The 18,941-nt window shown below is 55.6% G+C and carries 19 protein-coding genes; 7 read left to right on the forward strand and 12 right to left on the reverse strand.

Annotation, left to right across the window (positions count from 1 at the left end; genetic code table 11):
- Positions 1–5: 5 nt before the first annotated feature.
- The 5 genes from ACR0B0_RS15455 to ACR0B0_RS15475 form a co-directional block, all read right to left on the reverse strand.
- Complete coding sequence (locus ACR0B0_RS15455) at positions 6–2,072, reverse strand: oxidoreductase (protein WP_480648573.1); 2,067 nt, start codon at positions 2,070–2,072, stop codon at positions 6–8.
- A 93-nt stretch (positions 2,073–2,165) separates the two neighbouring features.
- A complete protein-coding gene (locus ACR0B0_RS15460) occupies positions 2,166–3,221 on the reverse strand; it encodes an ABC transporter substrate-binding protein (protein ID WP_170413609.1) in 1,056 nt (351 codons plus the stop codon).
- Positions 3,218–4,333, reverse strand: coding sequence for an ABC transporter ATP-binding protein (locus tag ACR0B0_RS15465; RefSeq protein WP_170413612.1), 1,116 nt, complete (start codon positions 4,331–4,333; stop codon positions 3,218–3,220). The genes ACR0B0_RS15460 and ACR0B0_RS15465 overlap by 4 nt, the downstream gene beginning before the upstream one ends.
- A 20-nt stretch (positions 4,334–4,353) precedes the next feature.
- On the reverse strand, positions 4,354–5,148 hold the full coding sequence (locus ACR0B0_RS15470) for an ABC transporter permease (RefSeq protein ID WP_170398019.1): 795 nt from the start codon (positions 5,146–5,148) through the stop codon (positions 4,354–4,356).
- A complete protein-coding gene (locus ACR0B0_RS15475) occupies positions 5,145–6,008 on the reverse strand; it encodes an ABC transporter permease (RefSeq protein WP_480648575.1) in 864 nt (287 codons plus the stop codon). Before ACR0B0_RS15475 ends, ACR0B0_RS15470 begins: the two co-directional genes overlap by 4 nt.
- Before the next feature lie 190 nt (positions 6,009–6,198).
- On the opposite strand from ACR0B0_RS15475, the gene ACR0B0_RS15480 reads away from it, so the two are divergent.
- Complete coding sequence (locus ACR0B0_RS15480; protein ID WP_170350829.1) at positions 6,199–6,840, forward strand: TetR family transcriptional regulator C-terminal domain-containing protein; 642 nt, start codon at positions 6,199–6,201, stop codon at positions 6,838–6,840.
- Between the two features lie 166 nt (positions 6,841–7,006).
- Here ACR0B0_RS15480 and ACR0B0_RS15485 read toward each other — a convergent pair whose 3' ends face one another.
- Both ACR0B0_RS15485 and ACR0B0_RS15490 read right to left on the reverse strand, forming a co-directional pair.
- Entirely contained in the window at positions 7,007–7,396 is a 390-nt protein-coding gene (locus tag ACR0B0_RS15485) for an ectoine synthase (protein WP_170350828.1), read from the reverse strand.
- 15 nt (positions 7,397–7,411) lie between these two features.
- Positions 7,412–8,161: an SDR family oxidoreductase gene (locus ACR0B0_RS15490; protein ID WP_170350827.1), complete on the reverse strand. Its 750-nt coding sequence runs from the start codon at positions 8,159–8,161 to the stop codon at positions 7,412–7,414.
- 118 nt (positions 8,162–8,279) lie between these two features.
- Between ACR0B0_RS15490 and ACR0B0_RS15495 the strand changes: the two genes are divergently transcribed.
- A complete protein-coding gene (locus ACR0B0_RS15495) occupies positions 8,280–9,158 on the forward strand; it encodes a LysR substrate-binding domain-containing protein (RefSeq protein WP_480648577.1) in 879 nt (292 codons plus the stop codon).
- Between the two features lie 24 nt (positions 9,159–9,182).
- Here the strand turns inward: ACR0B0_RS15495 and urtE are convergent, their stop codons facing one another.
- The 5 genes from urtE to urtA are packed head-to-tail and all read right to left on the reverse strand — an operon-like array spanning position 9,183 to position 15,145.
- A complete protein-coding gene (gene urtE, locus ACR0B0_RS15500; RefSeq protein WP_480648579.1) occupies positions 9,183–9,878 on the reverse strand; it encodes an urea ABC transporter ATP-binding subunit UrtE in 696 nt (231 codons plus the stop codon).
- 3 nt (positions 9,879–9,881) lie between these two features.
- Positions 9,882–10,622 carry an urea ABC transporter ATP-binding protein UrtD gene (gene urtD, locus ACR0B0_RS15505; protein ID WP_480648581.1) on the reverse strand — a complete coding sequence of 247 codons (741 nt, stop codon included), beginning with the start codon at positions 10,620–10,622 and terminating at the stop codon, positions 9,882–9,884.
- A complete protein-coding gene (urtC, locus tag ACR0B0_RS15510; protein WP_480648583.1) occupies positions 10,619–11,848 on the reverse strand; it encodes an urea ABC transporter permease subunit UrtC in 1,230 nt (409 codons plus the stop codon). Before urtC ends, urtD begins: the two co-directional genes overlap by 4 nt.
- A 3-nt stretch (positions 11,849–11,851) precedes the next feature.
- On the reverse strand, positions 11,852–13,804 hold the full coding sequence (gene urtB, locus ACR0B0_RS15515; protein ID WP_480648584.1) for an urea ABC transporter permease subunit UrtB: 1,953 nt from the start codon (positions 13,802–13,804) through the stop codon (positions 11,852–11,854).
- Positions 13,805–13,864: 60 nt separating this feature from the next.
- Positions 13,865–15,145, reverse strand: coding sequence for an urea ABC transporter substrate-binding protein (gene urtA / locus ACR0B0_RS15520; RefSeq protein WP_170350821.1), 1,281 nt, complete (start codon positions 15,143–15,145; stop codon positions 13,865–13,867).
- A gap of 444 nt (positions 15,146–15,589) precedes the next feature.
- Between urtA and ACR0B0_RS15525 the strand changes: the two genes are divergently transcribed.
- Genes ACR0B0_RS15525 through ureC form a run of 5 tightly spaced genes read left to right on the forward strand, consistent with a single transcriptional unit; the run spans position 15,590 to position 18,905 of the window.
- Positions 15,590–16,357, forward strand: a complete 768-nt coding sequence (locus ACR0B0_RS15525; protein ID WP_480648586.1) for an urease accessory protein UreD — start codon at positions 15,590–15,592, stop codon at positions 16,355–16,357.
- Position 16,358: 1 nt separating this feature from the next.
- Positions 16,359–16,661, forward strand: a complete 303-nt coding sequence (locus ACR0B0_RS15530) for an urease subunit gamma (protein ID WP_480648588.1) — start codon at positions 16,359–16,361, stop codon at positions 16,659–16,661.
- A gap of 18 nt (positions 16,662–16,679) precedes the next feature.
- Positions 16,680–16,841, forward strand: coding sequence for a hypothetical protein (locus ACR0B0_RS15535; protein WP_170350818.1), 162 nt, complete (start codon positions 16,680–16,682; stop codon positions 16,839–16,841).
- On the forward strand, positions 16,838–17,170 hold the full coding sequence (locus ACR0B0_RS15540) for an urease subunit beta (RefSeq protein WP_170350817.1): 333 nt from the start codon (positions 16,838–16,840) through the stop codon (positions 17,168–17,170). The genes ACR0B0_RS15535 and ACR0B0_RS15540 overlap by 4 nt, the downstream gene beginning before the upstream one ends.
- Positions 17,145–18,905: an urease subunit alpha gene (ureC, locus tag ACR0B0_RS15545; protein WP_480648590.1), complete on the forward strand. Its 1,761-nt coding sequence runs from the start codon at positions 17,145–17,147 to the stop codon at positions 18,903–18,905. The genes ACR0B0_RS15540 and ureC overlap by 26 nt, the downstream gene beginning before the upstream one ends.
- Positions 18,906–18,941: the final 36 nt, after the last annotated feature.

The raw sequence follows: 18,941 nt of genomic DNA on the forward strand, positions 1-18,941 counted from the left end.
GCACCTCATGCAGATTCAAGGGAAACGATTTCCCGACGGAAAAATTCACGGTCGATGTCGCCCGCGTCGCGTTCAAAATTCCTGGCTGCCATGTGGCCCGAATATACAGCGTCAGCGATCAAACCGGGGTTTGCCGCATCACCGATCAGTTCCAGACTTGTCAGTGGCTTGTCGGGCAAATTTCGCAGTTCCTCATAAAGGGCAGTCTCTCGCGCGCGCTGCGTGACCAAAACAACTGATGCGCACTCGACGCTTTGTTCGCGTCCGGTATAGGCGCATTGAACTTTCGCCATTCCGGGCGTGATTTCGACCAGGGTCTGGGACAACACCAGCCGAACACCTTTTTCCAACAAGCCGCGTTGCACTTTGACCTGTTCCAAGGTCAATTCAGTGAAAGGTGAAACCATCGAGGCCGGGGTTACAAAGACGACCTCTCGCCCGGCCTGCGCCAGATGATCCGCCAACACACCACCGAGATAGGCCTGATCATCATCGTAGACCATAATCGGGCCATCCCCCGGCATTACCCCTGACATGATGTCGTCCGGAGTGAATACTTGTGAACCTACCTCTATCGATACGCCCCGGAACGCAGACTTCCCGCGACCGTCTCGCCGCCATGACGCGCCAGTTGCCAGAAAGACATTCGGAATGCCCAACTCGATAACCTCGCTTGCTGACAAGGAACTGTCGGTGAACAGTTGCACGTTCCCGCGTTGCTGCAAGTCATAGATCCTGTGATCTGTCACGCGCCTCCATGCGGATAGCCCGGCCAGACCGGATTCTTGCAACACGCGCCCCCCAAGCTCTTGCTTGGCTTCGGCCAAGGTTACGTCATAGCCCCGACGCGCCAATTGCATGGCGCATTCAAGCCCGGCGGGACCGCTGCCGACAACAAGCGCCGCTTCTTCTTTTCCTCGGCTCTCTATGATTTCAGGATGCCATTTCCGGCGCCACTCCTCCCCCATCGTCGGGTTTTGAGTACATCGGATAGGAACGCCCAGCGCGTCGGAGGACACACAGATATTGCAGCCAATACACTCGCGAATTTCCTCGATCCGACCTTCCTTTATTTTGTTGGGAAGAAACGGGTCGGCAATGGATGGTCGCGCTGCGCCGATGAAATCAAGGATACCTTTCCTGACAAGTGACACCATCAAGTCCGGAGACGTGAAACGCCCGACACCCACAACAGGCTTGGACGTCACCTGTTTGACGAATTCAATGTATGAGGTTTGAAAACCGTCGCGGGGCTCAAAACGTGTCGTCGCCGAGTCATTGCTCCAGTCCGCGACGTTGACGTCCCATAGGTCTGGCAGGTCTGCCAGCAATTCGACTACGGCACGGCCTTCTTCCTGCGCCTGCATCCCGTCTGATCCCAGCATTTCATCAACTGCGAAACGCAAGGCGATAGCACACTCATCCCCGACCTCTTCTCTGGTTTCTTCCAGAAGCTCTCGGGTTAAGCGCACCCGGTTCTCCAACGAGCCTCCGTATTCATCCGTTCGGTCATTGAACTGAGGCAGCAGAAAATGATGCGGCAGGGTCATGTGATGACCGGCATAAACATACACGATGTCAAAGCCCGCCTCGCGCGACCGCCGCGCCGCCGCGCGGTGCCACTTGCGAAACTCGCGAATGTCCGACTTATCCATCGCCCGAGCCTGTTTGGGATACGCTGTTTGCAAGGCAAGTTCTGACGGGCCTAGCAAAGGCGCGCGGCTCAGGTGGTTCTGCGCATGGTGGCCGTTATGTGCCAATTCAATGGCCGCCAACGAACCCTTGGCATGAACTGCATCAGTCATCAGGCGCAGCGCTGGAATATCCCGTTCGTCCCATAGTCGGTTTTCCGCATATGGGGACAAATCTGAAGTGGGATGAATTTCCGTCTCCTGATTGGACACTACGGCCCAACCACCCTCGGCCTTCATTGCCCGCATGGCAGCTTCGGCCTGCGGTCGCAGATGTCCCATACCATTGCAGTGGGGCACCTGATAAAACCGGTTTTTGGCCGTCACTGGCCCGATCTGAACCGGTTCAAAGAGAACAGAATATCCGTCAGCGCCTGACATTGCCGCGCTTCCTCCAGAAGAATTGGAAATGGTTCTGTGGGATCGGCGGGCTTTCTAAGGCACCGCCAATCCCAATTGTGTAGTTAGATGGTTCTAAAAGCCCGCTTTGATGCGCTCGAACTCCTTCAACATCTTCGCTTCAATCTCAGGATTGACCGCGTCGAAGAACAGGCTGCCGTCAAAGAAGCTGTCCACGTCCGAGAACCCGTAGGTCTCAATCAACTCTGGATCAGCTTGCGCAAATGCGTCTTCATTGGCATGGGCATAACCCCAGCTTTCGATGATATACTTACCGCTGGCGGCCGAGCTGAGCGCGTTGAGCATGTCGTAGACCTGTTCATCGGACTGTTTGGCAGACTTCAGATGCACGTAACCACAGACCCAGGTGGCGATGCCTTTGTCCACATCACGCATCATGACTGCCGGGGTTTCGTTCCAAATCAGGTTCAACTCCGATTGGTTCCAGCCCCAACCCAGGGTCACCTCACCACTGGCAATGGCTTGATCCAGTTGACCTGCATCAGACCAGTAGAAACGTACATTGGGATGAATTGCCCGCAGGTAATCCGCCGCCTTCTGGAACTCCTCTTCGCTCATATCGGAATAGCTTGAGGCACCAGTTGCCAGTGCAGCCATGGCGAACGCGCTGGAGGCTGCATCCGGAACGGCAACCTTGCCCTGATAGGCCGGGTCTAACAACAATTGCAGCGAAACATCATCAGCCGAAATCATGTCGGTGCGGTAGATCAGGCCAGTGTTCCCCCATTCGAAGGGTACCATATAGGTCTGCCCGTCGATCGTGATACCATCGACCTCTTTGATCTTGGGCATCAGTTTGTCCCAGTTTTCCAGCTTGCTGGTGTCAATCGGCTTGATCATATCCGCTGCGACCCATTTTCTCAGGGCGTCCGTACACGGATGGGCCAGATCGGCCTCAAACCCGGATTGAAGTTTGGTGAAAGCCTCTTCCACGCTGCCGAAATAAGTGTAGCTGGGCGGCCCGCCGTATTTTTCGACGTAATCACCAAAGAATCCCTGATCCTCATATCCGGACCAGTCGAAAACGGTCAGATCAGCCGCGTCGGCCAAAGCTTGGCTTGCTGTGAAGGTGGCAACCACTGCTGCCGTAAGTGATGCTGTTTTATTCATGTGTCTCCTCCCAAAGATTCACGTTTGCCCAAGTCGATCACCGAGGCGCTTTGAACCCCAAGCCAGACGGTATCGTCGCGGCTGTGATCAACTGTGTGAAAGTAGTTTGGCACTGCAACGGCGATGCTTTCCGGCAACCCGTCGACGCGCACATAATAGTGGACGCTTTCGCCATAGAAGGCGACGTCCGACACCTTGCCCTGAACATGCGCGTCGTACCCATCCGGTTTTTCTGCGCTGATCTCCAATTGCTCGGGGCGAACGCCGACCAATAGATCCATGTCATGCACCTGAACGTTGGGGTTCACCCCAATAGTCATCGAGCCAAACCCTTGAACATTCACGTCCAGCGTGTCGGCGTTCTCAGCAGTCACTTCGGCATTCAGAAAGTTCATCCCGCCGATGAAAGAGGCCACTTCTCGGTTGCAAGGTTGGGAATACAGAACCTCGGGCTTGTCGACTTGCTTGAGCTGCCCAGCAAACATGACCCCGATCCGGTCGGACATGGTCATCGCCTCATACTGGTCATGCGTGACCATGACGAAGGTAATGCCAAGCTTTTGCTGCAGGCGGCGCATTTCCAATTGCATCGCTTCGCGCAGGTTTTTGTCCAGCGCGGATAATGGTTCATCCAGCAGCAACACCTTGGGTCGCATGACCAATGCGCGGGCAAGCGCCACACGCTGCCGTTGCCCACCTGACAACTCATTGGCCTTGCGGTCTTGCAAGCCGCCGAGTTCCACCATCTCAAGCGCCTCGGCAACGCGTTCCTTGATTTCATTTCGCGACAGCTTTGTCTTTCGCAAGCCGAACCCGACATTGTCACCCACATTCAGATGCGGAAAGATCGCATAGCTTTGGAACACCATGTTGGTGGGCCGCTTGTTGGCGGGCACCTCGCCCATCGTCCGTCCGTCAATCCGGATTTCGCCCTCTTCGTGATCCTGAAACCCCGCGATGATGCGCAAGGCCGTTGTCTTTCCGCAGCCCGAAGGCCCAAGCAGCGAAAAGAACTCGCCCTCTTTCAAGGTCAGGTTCAGGTCGGACACGGCCACAAAGGAACCAAAGCGTTTTTCGACGCCCTGTATTTCGATGATGTTCTGTTCGCTCATCAGGTTGGTTTCCTTTGGCTTCAATCTGTGGATTGGATGGAACGGCGGCGAAAATATTCGGCAATCAACAGCAGCAGAACCGAGGACAGCAAAAGCAGCGACCCCAGCGCCAGTGTATTAGGCAGCTTTGCCGGAAAGCGGATCTGGCTCCAGATATAGACCGGCAATGTCGGGCTGTTGCCGGACAGGAAGAAGGCCAGAACAAACTCGTCGAATGACACGGTGAACGTGACCAAAAGACTGGCGATGATGCCCGGTGCAACGATTGGTAGGGTGACACGCCGAAAGGTTCCCACAACGCTTTCGCCCAGATCAAACGCGGCCTCTTCCAACGACTGGTCGAAATCGTCAAAGGCCGATTTCATGATCGACACGGCAAAGGGCAAGGCCACAAAGACATGGCCAAGGATCACTGTCGTCAGCGATGGCTTCAGCCCGACGCTGATGAACAGCACCAGCATGGAACTGGCAACGATAATACCGGGAACGACCAGCGGGAGCATGACCAGACCTTCGGAGAATTCCCGCCCTTTGAACCGGTACCGGACATAGGCGCGCGCAGCGAAAAGGCCCAGAGACGTCGCCATCAAGGCAGTCACGCTGCCAACGATCAGCGAGTTCACCATCGCTTGAAGCAGCGTGTCCTGCTGACCCAACTGCGCGTACCATTTCAACGTAAAACCCTTTAAAGGGAAGGCCACGATGGTTCCGTCATTGAACGAAAACAGCGGCAAAAGCAGAACCGGCAGGTAGAGAAACACCAGGTAGGCGATCGCGTAAACAAGCAACCATGGGATACGAATGGCCTTGGTCATCTGATCCTCCGCCCCACAGCGGTGACGACCACCACGAACAGGATCGCGACGCAGCCAACTGAAAGCATGGCAAGCAGAGACAGGGTTGCACCCAAGGGCCAATTATTGGCCGCGCCAAACTGAACCTGGATTAAATTGGCCACCATTTTCCCCTGCGATCCACCGACCAGGGCCGGCGTGACGTAGTCGCCCACTGTGGGGATGAAGATGATCAAGCAGGCGGCGATGATCCCCGGTACCGTTAGGGGCAAAGTCACGCGCACAAACCGTTCCAGCTTGCTGCAACCGAGATCGGTTGCGGCCTCTAACAAGCTGCGGTCGATCTTTTGCAGCGACACGTAAATCGGCAGGATCGCAAATGGCGCCCATGCATGTGCAAGTGTAAGGACAACGGCGAATTCATTATAGAGCAGGAAGGTCAGTGGTTCCTGAATCAGCCCCAGCGAAATAAGGGCCGAATTCATCACCCCATTAAAGCCTAGGATCAGTTTCCAACTGAACACCCGCAGCAGGTAGCTGCTCCAAAAAGGAATGGTGATCAGCAATAGCCAGAGGGTCTTTTTCTGCGTCCGAAATGCGATGAAGTAAGCAATCGGATAGGCCAGACTGACTGTTGCCAGCGTCACCGCCCCCGCAATCGCAACCGATCGGATCATAAGATGCCGGACCAACGGATCGGTGAACGCCTCTTGGTAATTCGCCCATGTCAGCGTGCGGTCAATCTCGACATAGGTCTGGGTCCAAAAGCTGTAGGCGACAAGAATGCACAGGGGCACGGCCACAAGCAGACCGACATAGAGCGTCGCAGGCGCGCTCAGTGCCAGGCCCTTGCCCGTTTCACTTCGTATGACTCCAGCCATGCTTCCCTGCTGAACTTTGCTTTCGGTGGCGCGACAATATCGATCACAAAATGGACAATCGTCCATTTAAATCTGGAATTTTAGGGCTAGCTGTGTCAACTGATATTTTCACAACCGGGGCTGGCCAATTTCCCAAAGGCCATTAAAAGAACCCGCAAGAGACTGAAAACAAACAAAACCACCTGATCAGATGACTGGAAGACGACAAGAAATTCGAGAACGAAACCGCCTATCACTGATCGAGGCGGTACTCGACTCGGTCGCAGAAAAGGGGATTTCCGAGACGTCGGTCAGCGAAATCATTCAACGCGCCGATTTATCCCGCGGCATGATTCACCTTCATTTCGGGGGTAAGGACAACCTTGTCGACGAAGCTGCGCGCTATTCGTCCGAGCAATATTACAATGGCATTTATGCCATGCTGGAAACGACCGGACAAACAGGCCAGGAACATATTGAGATGATCGTTCGGGGTGACTTGAGCGAAGCCATTCTCAATAAGAAAAACGTCGCAATATGGTACGCGTTTCGAGGTGAGGCCAGGAACAGAGCGGCAATCGCTGCGTTTTCAGATACCCGCGATGCAAAGCTTCGGAAACTGATCTTCAACGCGTTCGCCCGCATAGCGAAAGAGACTGAAATCGAACACCCAAATCAAGTTGCGCGCGACGCCACTCACGGCACGCTCGCCATGTTGGAAGGCATGTGGACTGACTACCTGCTTCACCCGGATTCCTTTGATCGCGACGAAGCAATGCGAATTGTCTTTCGGTTCCTGAGGGCAATGTTCCCCAAACATTTCGACCTTAGTGGCGCCCGGTTATATCAATGAAGCTTGCGACACTGTGCCTGTCTGGCCACTTTAGCTTGGGGTACCCGACAAGGTTTGCGCTTTCCTTCTTGTGTTGCAGTCACAAGACTGACTGAACGCGCCAGGTTTCCATACATAAGATTGCCTACAGCAATAGGCGTCCTTCGGTGGTTCGTCCCTGCCCTCATCAGGATTCAGTCGGCGCATAGCTTCCGTCTTTGCGATGCACTTCGCGCCCGCTGAGTGGCGGATTGAAGACGCAGACAAGCCGCAAATCAGCGTCTGTTGCGCGAACGAGGTGCCGGTCATGTTGATCCAATGCATAAAGAGTAAATGGCTCAAGCGAATGCCAGGTTTCATCGCCTGAGGTCTTTATCTGCCCTTTGCCTTCGATACAGTAACACGCCTCTAGATGATGGGTGTATTCAAGCTCAAGCATTTCACCCTTTTTGATGATCGTATCCGTAAGCGAAAACCCCATGCCATCAGATGCCAGCAACAGTCGTCTGCTGTTCCAACCCGGACCGGAAACATCCCGATCTGTACCTAGGATTTCATTGAGTGCCCTAACAATCATATTTCTGCCTCGTTGCTACCGAACCGCGCGGTTCATCCCGCCGTCGGACAATATACTCTGACCGTTAATATACCGGGCTCCCTCGCTGGAAAGAAAGACACAAGCCTGTCCAATCTCTTCAAAAGTTGCTGACCGCTGAGCGGGAATTTCACGGCGGGCCCGTTCGGACAGGTTTACGTTCTCGCAGAAGCCGGGCAGCAGGTTATTCATTCGAATATTGTAACGTGCATAGCGATCCCCATAGAGCTTTGAGAAACTGTGCAAAGCGCCGCGCAGCATGCTCATGGGATAGGGCGCACGTGGTTCGATTGTGTTCATGGACGAAATATTTACGAAAGCGCCCCCGCCTTGTTCAATCAAGATAGGCGTGACGATACGAGCAATCTTGACGACGTTCAGCACATACATGTCCAGACTTTCGTGCCACAACTCATCGCTCAGCTCCAAAAGCGGTCCGTCAAAGTCGGGGTCGAATCCCACCGTTTTGATGGCTTCGGGCACCGTTCCGCCGTGGCCCATGTTGCTGACGATTGCATCAATCCGCCCATATTCGCTCATGGTGTCGTCGATCATTGCTTGCAGATCATCGACATCCAGCACAGAACCGCGGCGGCCGATGCCCCCAAGCTCCTCGGCCAGTTCGACCGAGCGGTTCGACGGGGACATCAGCGAGACCTTGTAGCCTGCTTTTGCCATTTCGACCGCACAGCCCCGGCCAATGCCTTGGCCTGTACCTGTCATCAGCGCGACTTTGGATTCGGGCATGGGAATTCCCTTCTTTAGGCAAGCAAAGTGTGAGATTTTTTGTGTTTAGATCAGTCTAACTTCTTACATTTAAGCGCAGCTATCGAATTTTTGGCACGTTACTGTTAGATTTTCTCACATGATGGAAAATCTCAGACACCTTCGTGCCCTTCAGGCGTTTGACGAAACTGCAACCCATTCCAGCCTGACCAAGGCAGCGGGTGTGCTGAACGTCACCCACGGAGCGATCAGCCGACAAATAAAGTTGCTGGAACTGCACCTTGGGGTGACACTCTTTCATCGCCGCCCCAACGGCGTTGAATTGACCAAAGCCGGCGAACGCCTGCACCAATCAACACGCGGGGCATTTTCTGCATTGCAGTTGGGCGTGATGGAGGTGAAGCGATTACATCACCGCCAGTCGATTACAGTGTCTTTATCCACATCATTGGCGCTCAAATGGCTTGTGCCGTTACTAAGTTCGTTTCAACAAGAACATCCGGGTATCGCGCTATTGCTGGACACAAATGATGCCTTTGCCGATTTCGATACGTCCGAGGTTGATGTAGCCCTGCGATTTGGAGAACCGGGTTGGGACGGGCTTTATCACGAGCAAATAAGACAAGAGGAGCTGGTCGTCGTAGCCGCGCCATCGCTTGTCGAGAATACACAGCTGCCAATGCTTGCCACTGACATCACCGATCTTCCATTGTTGCACGATGCCTTCAACATCGGCTGGGAAAGCTGGGCCGCGCAAGTTGGTCTGAACGCGGATCAGATCAACTCGCAGAGCATCAAATACGTGGATAGTGCTGTGCTTTTGGAGGCCGCGATTGACGGACAGGGCGTGGCATTGGCAAGACACCTCTTGGCGGCGAGAGACTTGGAATTTGGTCGTCTGATCCGTCTGGACGAAAGCCATGTTCCACTGGATCGCGGGCTCTACTTTGTCTGTCGACCCAGCGATCAGGATCGAGTCTCGGTGAGAATTTTCAAGAAATGGCTTTTGTCGATTTGACCAACGGGTTTCATCAAATTCCCCCTAGACGGATACGGCCTGCAACAACTGATCACGCGTAAGGTTATCTCTTGTGCCTTTGATCATGACTTCGCCACGCCGTAACACGACAAGCCTGTCAGCAAGGTCATAGGCAAAGTCGAAATACTGCTCGACCAGAACAATTGCCATTCTACTTGTCGTTCTGAGGTGCCGGATCACTTCGCCAATCTGTTGGATGATGTTCGGTTGAATGCCTTCGGTTGGCTCGTCAAGCAGCAACAGGTTCGGCTTTGTGATCAGCGCCCGCGCGATGGCCAGCTGTTGCTGCTGGCCGCCGGAAAGGTCACCGCCGCGCCGGTTCTGCATCTGTTTGAGGACCGGGAACAGGTCGAATATCTCATCCGGGACGAAATGCTCACTGACAGGCAGGCAAGAGAACCCAGTTTCCAGATTCTCGCGAACTGTCAACAAAGGGAATATCTCGCGCCCTTGCGGGACATAGGCCACACCTTTCCAGGCCATCCGATGCGCAGGTAAGACACCCAATTGTTCCCCGTTAAGCTCCAGTTTTCCACCGGAACGCGGATGCGTGCCCGAGATTGCCTTCATCAGGCTGGTTTTCCCGACACCGTTGGTCCCCATGACGCAGGTCACTTCACCTTGCCTGGCTTCCATGGAAATCCCGTTAAGAATTTGCGAGTGCCCATAGTGCAAAGTCAGATCGGTCAGCTTCAGCATTGTTTAGCGCCCCAGGTAGACATCGATGACGTCCTGATTAGATGTCACGTGATCAAGACCGCCCTCGGCCAAAACAGATCCTTCGTGCAAAACCGTGACCTTGCAGTTCAGACGCCGCACAAACTCCATGTCATGCTCAACCACCACAACAGCGCGGGTTTTTGCAGCCTGAACAAGCAAGTCTGTAGTGTGTTCACGCTCTTGCGGTGTCATGCCCGCGGCGGGTTCGTCAACCAATAGCAGACTTGGGTCTTGTGCAAGCAGCATGCCAATTTCCAACCACTGTTTCTGCCCATGGCTCAGTTCACCGGATTTGCGGCTTAGTTCCTGATGCAAACCAATTTCGGCGGCCAGATCTTTGACTTTCTGCAGATCATTTGCCGAAGGGCGATAAAGTAACACACCCAGCCAACCACGTTTGTTTTTAAGTGCCATCAGCAGGTTATCCTGTACGGTCTGATCTTCGAAGACGGTTGGTTTCTGAAACTTCCGCCCGATCCCTGCCTGCGCGATTTTTGCCTCGGTCATGTCCAACAAAGAAATGGACTTCTTTCCCCAGATAACCCGCCCCTCATCAGGTCGTGTCTTACCTGTGATGATGTCCATGAACGTGGTCTTGCCTGCACCGTTAGGGCCGATTACGGCGCGCAATTCGGCATCACCAATTTGGAACGACAAGTTATTGATCGCGCGGAAACCGTCAAAAGTGACCGAGACGCCGCTCACCTCTAGCAGAGTACTCATTCAATGGCCTCCTTTTCACGCAACGCTCCGTCATCGGGGCCCAGGTTGGCACCGTGGCGATCCGGGTGTCGCCGGTCGCTCCATAAGTCGAATAACCCGCCTATCCCTTGCGGAGCGAACAGAGTGACCAGCACGAACGAGACGCCCAGCAGCACCTGCCACCAGTCGACCCATTTGACGGTGTAGAAACCCAACGGAATGTTGGGCGCTTGCCCGCCGGTGAACCAGGTGCTGAGCAGGCTTACAAAGGCCGCACCGATCACGGCACCATAGAGACGCCCGCGCCCACCGATGGCGACCCAGACGGCCAGATAGATAGACGCGATGGGGGCCATCTCCTCGGGGTTGATGATGCCTGCCTGCGGGTAATAAAGCGCACCCGCGATGGCGGCTATGCAGGCGGTCAGGGTGAAGACGGTCAGCTTGTAAACCTCGACCGAATATCCAAGAAACCGCACCCGCGCCTCGTTATCGCGGATGCCGCGGATGACCGAGCCAAACTTACCCGAAACGATCCACGCCGCCAGCATGTAACCCAGTCCCAGCGCCAATGCCGAAGCCCAGAGGAACCAGATCGACACCACGTCCTGCGAGGCGGTCACGCCGGGCAAGTTCTGCAAGCCCGACAGCCCATTGTTACCACGCAAACCGCTGTCGTTTTGGAACAGATACAGCGCCAAGGCCAATGTCATCGCCTGAGTTAGGATCGACAGGTACACACCAGTAACGCGACTGCGGAAAGCCAACCAGCCAAAAATCAGCGCCAGAAGACCGGGCACCAGCACGATCAGCGCCAACTGCAGAACCAAACTGTGCGAAAATGCCCAGATCAGCGGGAATTCCGATGATCCGACGACGCCGAAAATCTGCGTCCCGATGGCGTCCACGACCTCGGACGGTGTTGGCGGGATGTCGGCCTGCGACAACGACTCGACCACGATCAGGCGGGTGCGTTCGTACATCAGCCACATGCCGATCATGTAGCCGCCCAGCCCGAAGAAGGCGAAGTGGCCCAGCGACAGGATACCGGTGAAACCCCAGACCAGATCCATCGCCACTGCGATCAGGCACAGGCATAGGGTCTTGCCCAATGTTTTGACGAAACTGGTTGAGATTACTCCGATCCCGAACCCTTCGGACAGGATGGTCACGCCCAATGTGAACAATGACAGGATGGCCAGAAAGACCAGCACGGACGGGTTCTTGGCGACGAAGCTGCGTTCCATGTCTCAATACCCCGCCGCGCGACCTTTGAGGGCGATGATGCCCCTTGGTCGGAACTGGATGAAAACAATGATGAAGACGATCATGTAGGTTTGTGCCGCAAGGGTGTTCGAGGGGTTCATCCACTCGATCCCTTTTTGCAGGAAGCCGATCATCCCCGCCCCGGCCAGTGCCCCCCAGATGTTGCCAACGCCGCCTACGACCACGGTCATGAAGCTTTGAACAATATAGTCGCTGCCCAGATCCGACGTGACCTTGGCAAAAAGGCCAATGGCGACCCCTGCAATCCCGGCGATGCCGGAACCCAAGCCAAAGGTCAGCATATTCACCCGCCCGGGATTGATCCCCATTGATCCAGCCATGCGTGGGTTCTGCGTAACCGCGCGCATCTCAAGACCCAGCCGTGTGCGTTTCATGATGTACAGGAACAGCCCCAGAAAGATCAGAGCCAGCACGAAGATCGCGATGCGGATATAGCTGATCGAAACCACATCATTCAGCACCCACGCCCCATCCAGCCAACCCGGCGCTGTCAGTGGACGGGCCTGCGTGCCAAAAATGTTCTTGGCCAGTTGTTGCAGGGCAATTGAGATGCCGAATGTCGCAAGAAGCGTCTCGAGCGGGCGGGCATAGAGCCAGCGGATCACCAACCGCTCCATCGCGACACCCATGGCGAAGGTGACGGCAAAGGCCATCGGGATCGCTACGATAATCGACAGCGTGTGGTCGGGGATGAATTGCTGAACGACATAGCCCGTATAGGCACCCATCATGATGAATTCGCCATGGGCCATATTGATCACGCCCATCACCCCAAAAGTGATGGCCAAACCGATGGCCGCCAGAAAATAGATTGATGCCAGTGAGATCGCGTCCAGCAACAGGTCGAGTGTCTGGTTCAACCCGACCTTGAATTCAATATGATCCAAAGCCTTCTCGGCAGCGGCAGTTACCGCAGGCGAGGCCTCGCGATAGGTTTCAAAGAAGACATGTTTGCCCAGCGCGTCATCGATATCCGCCTCTGTTACCAACGCGGAAACCGCCCCCGTTTCAGCCAAGGCGGCATATGCTTGAGTGCGAGCGGGTTCGTTGTTCAATTGTGCAACCGGGACGCCACCGACGCGGCCTCGGTCGATATTCGCTGACAAAGCCGTGCGGATGTCGTCCTGAGACACACGCGGAGTCGCAAGGTTACTGGCGACCAGCAAGTCATATGCTTCGTCCCGCGACAAGGCCTCTGATCCGGGTTCCAGAACGACAGCGATATTCTCATCCGTCGGCAGATTCGGCGCGACCATTCGTGTGGTCACCACCAAAGGGTTCAGCGCCGCGCGCACGTCGACACCCAAGTCGTTTGACATTTCCTCAACCGCAGCCACGCGAGCCGTGGTGTCTGCGTCGTACCCAATGGTCAGCAATCGTTCGAGCCGCTGTTTCTGCGCCTTCAAATCTGCATCCGTTTCATCCTCGATCGAGGCGCGCAAAGGTTCAAGCAGAGCGCCTTCGGGGTCACGTTGAATAGATTGCAGAGCGGCCAGGCGTCTTTTTCGATCCTGATCGGTCAGTTGGTACTGCACCAAAGCGGTCCCGATCATGGCGCGGACGCCGCTGTTGGGTTTCAATTGTTTCAGATCGGATTTCTCGTAGGTGCCGATTACCTCGCCTGTGTCGAAATCGGTCAGCTCGTATGACCGCCCTTCAACCCTTTTTCCCGCAAAGAACAAACCATCGGATTTGCGCATCCACATGTCCTTGGCGGCCCATGTTTCAAGCATCACCTGCGCTTGTGGTAACCCACTGGCCGTAATCGCATCAATCGCCGGTTTGATCGTCTTGCGCGAGCTTTTGGCGATGATCTCCTGATGGCTTTGCAAGATCGGCTCCAGGCCAGCCTCTTGCGCGTTGGCGGGCAGGCAGGCAAACAGAATTGCGAGGCTCGCAAGGAATAGTCGAAACATGTGGTGAAACCCGTGTGTCTTGGCGGCAAGGCGGGCGATTACACCCGCCTTGCTTGCAGATTAGTAGTTCGACAGGGTCTGAACGCACGTCTTGGTTTCGGTGTTGTACATACCGCAACCAAGATCTTTCCAATCCGATTTCAGGACCGCCGATTCCGGCAGGTAATCGGTCCAGGCGTCGCCTGGCACAACATCTGTCTCGCTAATGATGTCGAACTGGCCGTCTTCCTGAATCTCGCCAATCAGAACCGGCTTGGCGAGGTGGTGGTTCGGCAGCATGACAGCAGTACCACCGGTCAAGTTCGGGAATTCCTGCCCGTACATCGCGGCGCGCACAGCGTCGACTTCGGTTGAACCGGCTGCGGTCGCGGCGTTCACCCACATGTTAAAGCCGATGTAATGCGCCTCCATCGGATCGTTCGTCACGCGCCCGTCACCCATGGTGGATTTCCAGGTGTCAACGAATTCGGCGTTCTCATCGGTGTCGGCCGACTGAAAGTAGTTCCAAGCCGCTAGATGGCCGACAAGGTTGGCGGTATCGAGACCCGACAATTCCTCTTCCCCGACCGAGAAGGCCACAACCGGGATGTCATCCGCCGATACGCCGGACGCGGCCAGTTCCTTGTAAAAGCCGATATTTGCATCACCATTGATGGTCGAGATCACGCCAACCTTCTTGCCATCTGCGCCCAGCGCAATCACGTCAGCCACGATCTTGGACCAGTCGGAATGGCCGAAGGGCGTGTAATTGACGAAGATATCGTCATCCGCGATCCCCTTCTGCTTCAGATAGCTTTCCAAAATATTGTTCGTGGTTCTGGGATAGACATAGTCGGTGCCAAGCAACGCAAATTTCTCGACTCCCAGTTCATCCAGGAAATAGTCGGTCGCAGGGATTGCCTGTTGGTTTGGCGCGGCACCGGTGTAGAACACGTTTTTCGAGCTTTCTTCTCCCTCGTACTGAACCGGGTAAAACAAAAGACCGTTGAGTTCTTCGATCACCGGCAGAACCGACTTGCGACTGACCGATGTCCAGTTGCCAAAGATCACATCCACCTCGTGAACAGTCAGCAACTCACGCGCTTTTTCCGCGAACAAGGGCCAGTCCGATGCGGGGTCCACGACGACCGCTTCAAGCTGTTTACCCAACAGACCGCCCTTGGCGTTTTGCTGATCGATCAGCATGAGCATGGTGTCTTTCAGCGTCGTTTCCGAGATTGCCATCGTGCCCGAAAGCGAATGCAGCACTCCGACCTTGATCGTATCTTCGGCCGACAATGCAGCAGTAGCTATGGCCGCAAAGACAACCGATCCGGCGAGCGTGGATTTGAGCGGTTTCATGTAATCCTCCTGGCGGGGCCGGGAGAGAGGGCTTGCGCAAAGGCACGTTTCTCTTCTACCTGATCCCCGCAACTGTTGTTGCGTTTACGTGTGGCGGTTGTGTTCGAGGTCCAATTCGCGCAGCCGTCACACACCCCCGGGTCATCTCCGCGGTGGCACCTATACGGTTTCTGCATTGCAGCAAGATTGGCAACTTGCCTCTAACTCAATTTACGGAATCAGCCAGAAGCGCCCAATTTTTCATCCAAGACTAAGGTCACTGTCTAAAAATTAGACGCACGATGTGGAAATAAGCAGTTTCCGACACTGCAAGTTAGTGTTTTGACCCTTCAACAGAGAAACAAGAGGCACCAAACCACGCGCTAAAGGTGCCTTATTACCCAAGTTTCAGCCATATTACCCACGCACAGTGCGGTGCCGCCGCGTGCTGCTGGCACCGTCAGTTTGAGCACCAAGAAATTGGGCGACAGAACGGTTCTGGACAAGTTTCGCCAGTCGGGGTCCTTTAAGTGCCTGTTTCCCAGAACCACGACGCCTGATCTTGATGCCGTTCTATTGAACACAGCAGGTGGCGTGACCGGAGGCGACACATTCCGGTTTTCCGGCAAGGCAGCGGAAGGCACGGCGCTGACATTGACAACACAAGCCTGCGAACGCGCTTACAAGGCTCAGCCCGAAGAATGCGGCCAGATCACCAACCATCTGACAGTCGAGACAGGCGCCCGGCTGAACTGGTTGCCGCAAGAAACCATTCTGTTCAATGGCTGCACTTTGGACCGACGCCTCAGGATCGACCTGTGCCCGGATGCCGAGACGCTGATGGTAGAGCCGCTGGTCTTTGGGCGCGCGGCCATGGGCGAAACATTGACCGATATCCGCCTAAACGATCGGATCGAGATACGGCGCGAAGGGGTGCCGGTGTTTCTGGATGCAATCCGGTTCTCTGGCGATTGGCACGCGCATATGTCCAAGCCGCATACCGCAAATGGCGCAGGGGCGATGGCGCTGATCGTCTTTGCCTCAAGGTCCGCCGCAGGTCAGTTGGACCCTGTTCGCGAAATGCTGCCCGAAACCGCCGGTGCAACCCTTATCCGGGACGACCTGCTGGTTATCCGTGTTCTGGCCAAAAGCAGCTTTGCCCTTCGGAGCGCGTTGATGCCGCTTTTGCGCAGACTGAACAAAGACACGTTACCCCGATGCTGGATGCTCTGACATGAACCTGACCCCTCGTGAAAAAGACAAACTGCTGGTTGCCATGGCAGCCGAGGTCGCCCGAAAACGGTTGGTCCGCGGCGTCAAGCTGAACCACCCCGAGGCTATCGCCCTGATCACCGATGCCGTGGTCGAGGGCGCGCGCGATGGTCGTTCGGTCGCCGATATGATGCAAGCCGGGGCCGAAGTGATCACCCGAGGCCAATGCATGGAAGGCGTGCCCGAGATGATCCACGAGGTACAGGTCGAAGCCACCTTCCCGGATGGCACCAAGCTTGTAACAGTCCACAACCCCATTCGCTGATTACCAAAGGAGATACAAATGAACCGCATGCTCTTTCCCGCTCTTATTCTGGCTGGTCCGGCCATGGCCCACACGGACACTCATGTTCATGCACACGGCAGCGATTACGCCGCGTTGGCAGCTGGGTTGGCCTTGATCGCCGTCATCGCCATCACCGTGATCTTGAAGCTGCCGAAATGATCCCAGGTGAGATCATACCTGCCGAAGGGTCACTGACGCTCAACGCCGGTCGCAGCAGCCGTCTTGTTGTTGTCGCCAATACTGGTGATCGGCCAGTTCAGGTCGGTAGCCACTACCACTTTGCCGAAGCAAACTCTGCCTTGGATTTTGATCGCTACGCGGCCTTGGGGATGCGGCTGGACATCCCCGCAGGCACCGCTGTGCGTTTTGAACCGGGCCAAATTCGCGAAGTTATGTTGGTGCCATTTGAGGGGCGCCGGCACATCTACGGTTTCAATATGCACATCATGGGGGCTTTGAAAGATGCCGGGCAAGATCAGTCGGGGTGATTATGCCTCTATGTTCGGCCCAACGGTCGGCGACAAAGTACGATTGGCGGATACCGATCTGATCATAGAGGTTGAAAAAGATCTGATCGTGGAACGCGCAACAGCTGCACGGTTCAGCGAAACCGGACACCGCGAAGATGTGTATGGAGAAGAGGTCAAGTTCGGCGGTGGCAAAGTCATTCGCGACGGGATGGGCCAATCTCAGGCCACACGCGCCGAGGGGGTCGTTGACACGGTCATCACCAACGCACTGATTGTAGATCATTCCGGAATTTACAAAGCGGATGTAGGGCTGAAGGACGGGCGTATCGCCAAGATCGGCAAAGCCGGAAACCCGGATACGCAGCCTGGCGTGGACATTATCATTGGCCCAGGAACCGAGGCAATTGCAGGCGAGGGCCGCATCCTGACGGCGGGCGGGTTCGACAGCCATATCCACTTTATCTGCCCGCAACAGATCGAAGACGCCTTGCATTCCGGCCTAACGACAATGCTTGGCGGTGGTACCGGCCCGGCACATGGTACTTTGGCGACCACTTGCACCCCCGGCCCTTGGCATATCGGTCGGATGTTGCAAGCTGCGGATGCCTTTCCGATGAACCTTGCCTTTGCGGGCAAAGGCAATGCCTCACTACCCTCGGCGCTGGAGGAACAGGTCAAGGCCGGGGCCTGCGCGCTGAAACTGCACGAGGATTGGGGAACGACCCCTGCCGCCATCGACTGCTGCCTGTCAGTGGCCGATGCGATGGATGTTCAGGTGATGATCCACACCGATACGCTGAACGAATCCGGATTTGTCGAGAATACCGTGGCTGCCATGAAAGGTCGCACCATCCACGCCTTCCACACCGAAGGCGCAGGTGGTGGTCACGCCCCAGATATCATCAAAATCTGCGGTGAGAACCATGTTCTGCCGTCCTCGACCAACCCGACGCGACCGTTCACCGTGAATACGGTCGAAGAGCATCTGGATATGCTGATGGTCTGCCATCACCTCGACAAATCGATCCCCGAGGACGTGGCCTTTGCCGAAAGCCGCATCCGGCGCGAGACCATTGCCGCAGAAGATATCCTGCACGACATGGGCGCGTTCAGCATCATCGCCTCCGACAGTCAGGCCATGGGCCGTGTGGGCGAGGTGCTGATCCGTACATGGCAAACGGCTGATAAGATGAAGAAACAACGGGGCCGGCTGCCCGAGGAAACCGGGGACAACGACAACCTGCGCGTCCGCCGGTACATCGCGAAATACACCATCAACCCGGCTATCGCCCATGGGCTCAGCCATCAGATCGGCAGTATCGAAGAAGGCAAACGCGCTGATCTGGTGCTGTGGAACCCGGCGTTTTTCGGCGTGAAACCCGAAATGGTTTTGCTGGGCGGCACGATTGCCTGCGCGCAGATGGGCGATCCCAATGCCTCAATCCCGACACCGCAGCCTGTCTATAGCCGTCCGATGTTCGGGGCCTATGGCCGCTCGGTCGAGCATTCGGCGATCACATTTGTCTCTGAGGCCGCACAGACCGACGGGATTGGTGATTCACTGGGCTTGGCGAAGCAAACTGTCGCCGTGCACAACACGCGGAATATCGGCAAACGCGATCTGTTGCTGAACAATGCAACACCCCAGATCGATGTCGACCCGGAAACCTACGAGGTCCGTGCGGATGGTGAATTGCTAACCTGTCAGCCAGCCGAAGTTCTACCGATGGCACAGCGATACTTCATGTTCTGATTAAAAATTTCGCTGCATTGCAGCAAGCGCATCCCG

Source organism: Ruegeria sp. BA12 (assembly GCF_056539625.1).

Excerpts from the sequence above, each read along its gene's own strand:
- ACR0B0_RS15455 (WP_480648573.1), bottom strand. The coding sequence starts at position 2,072 with ATGTCAGGCGCTGACGGATATTCTGTTCTCTTTGAACCGGTTCAGATC.
- ACR0B0_RS15460 (WP_170413609.1), bottom strand. The coding sequence starts at position 3,221 with ATGAATAAAACAGCATCACTTACGGCAGCAGTGGTTGCCACCTTCACA.
- ACR0B0_RS15465 (WP_170413612.1), bottom strand. The coding sequence starts at position 4,333 with ATGAGCGAACAGAACATCATCGAAATACAGGGCGTCGAAAAACGCTTT.
- ACR0B0_RS15470 (WP_170398019.1), bottom strand. The coding sequence starts at position 5,148 with ATGACCAAGGCCATTCGTATCCCATGGTTGCTTGTTTACGCGATCGCC.
- ACR0B0_RS15475 (WP_480648575.1), bottom strand. The coding sequence starts at position 6,008 with ATGGCTGGAGTCATACGAAGTGAAACGGGCAAGGGCCTGGCACTGAGC.
- ACR0B0_RS15480 (WP_170350829.1), top strand. The coding sequence starts at position 6,199 with ATGACTGGAAGACGACAAGAAATTCGAGAACGAAACCGCCTATCACTG.
- ACR0B0_RS15485 (WP_170350828.1), bottom strand. The coding sequence starts at position 7,396 with ATGATTGTTAGGGCACTCAATGAAATCCTAGGTACAGATCGGGATGTT.
- ACR0B0_RS15490 (WP_170350827.1), bottom strand. The coding sequence starts at position 8,161 with ATGCCCGAATCCAAAGTCGCGCTGATGACAGGTACAGGCCAAGGCATT.
- ACR0B0_RS15495 (WP_480648577.1), top strand. The coding sequence starts at position 8,280 with ATGATGGAAAATCTCAGACACCTTCGTGCCCTTCAGGCGTTTGACGAA.
- urtE (WP_480648579.1), bottom strand. The coding sequence starts at position 9,878 with ATGCTGAAGCTGACCGATCTGACTTTGCACTATGGGCACTCGCAAATT.
- urtD (WP_480648581.1), bottom strand. The coding sequence starts at position 10,622 with ATGAGTACTCTGCTAGAGGTGAGCGGCGTCTCGGTCACTTTTGACGGT.
- urtC (WP_480648583.1), bottom strand. The coding sequence starts at position 11,848 with ATGGAACGCAGCTTCGTCGCCAAGAACCCGTCCGTGCTGGTCTTTCTG.
- urtB (WP_480648584.1), bottom strand. The coding sequence starts at position 13,804 with ATGTTTCGACTATTCCTTGCGAGCCTCGCAATTCTGTTTGCCTGCCTG.
- urtA (WP_170350821.1), bottom strand. The coding sequence starts at position 15,145 with ATGAAACCGCTCAAATCCACGCTCGCCGGATCGGTTGTCTTTGCGGCC.
- ACR0B0_RS15530 (WP_480648588.1), top strand. The coding sequence starts at position 16,359 with ATGAACCTGACCCCTCGTGAAAAAGACAAACTGCTGGTTGCCATGGCA.
- ACR0B0_RS15535 (WP_170350818.1), top strand. The coding sequence starts at position 16,680 with ATGAACCGCATGCTCTTTCCCGCTCTTATTCTGGCTGGTCCGGCCATG.
- ACR0B0_RS15540 (WP_170350817.1), top strand. The coding sequence starts at position 16,838 with ATGATCCCAGGTGAGATCATACCTGCCGAAGGGTCACTGACGCTCAAC.
- ureC (WP_480648590.1), top strand. The coding sequence starts at position 17,145 with ATGCCGGGCAAGATCAGTCGGGGTGATTATGCCTCTATGTTCGGCCCA.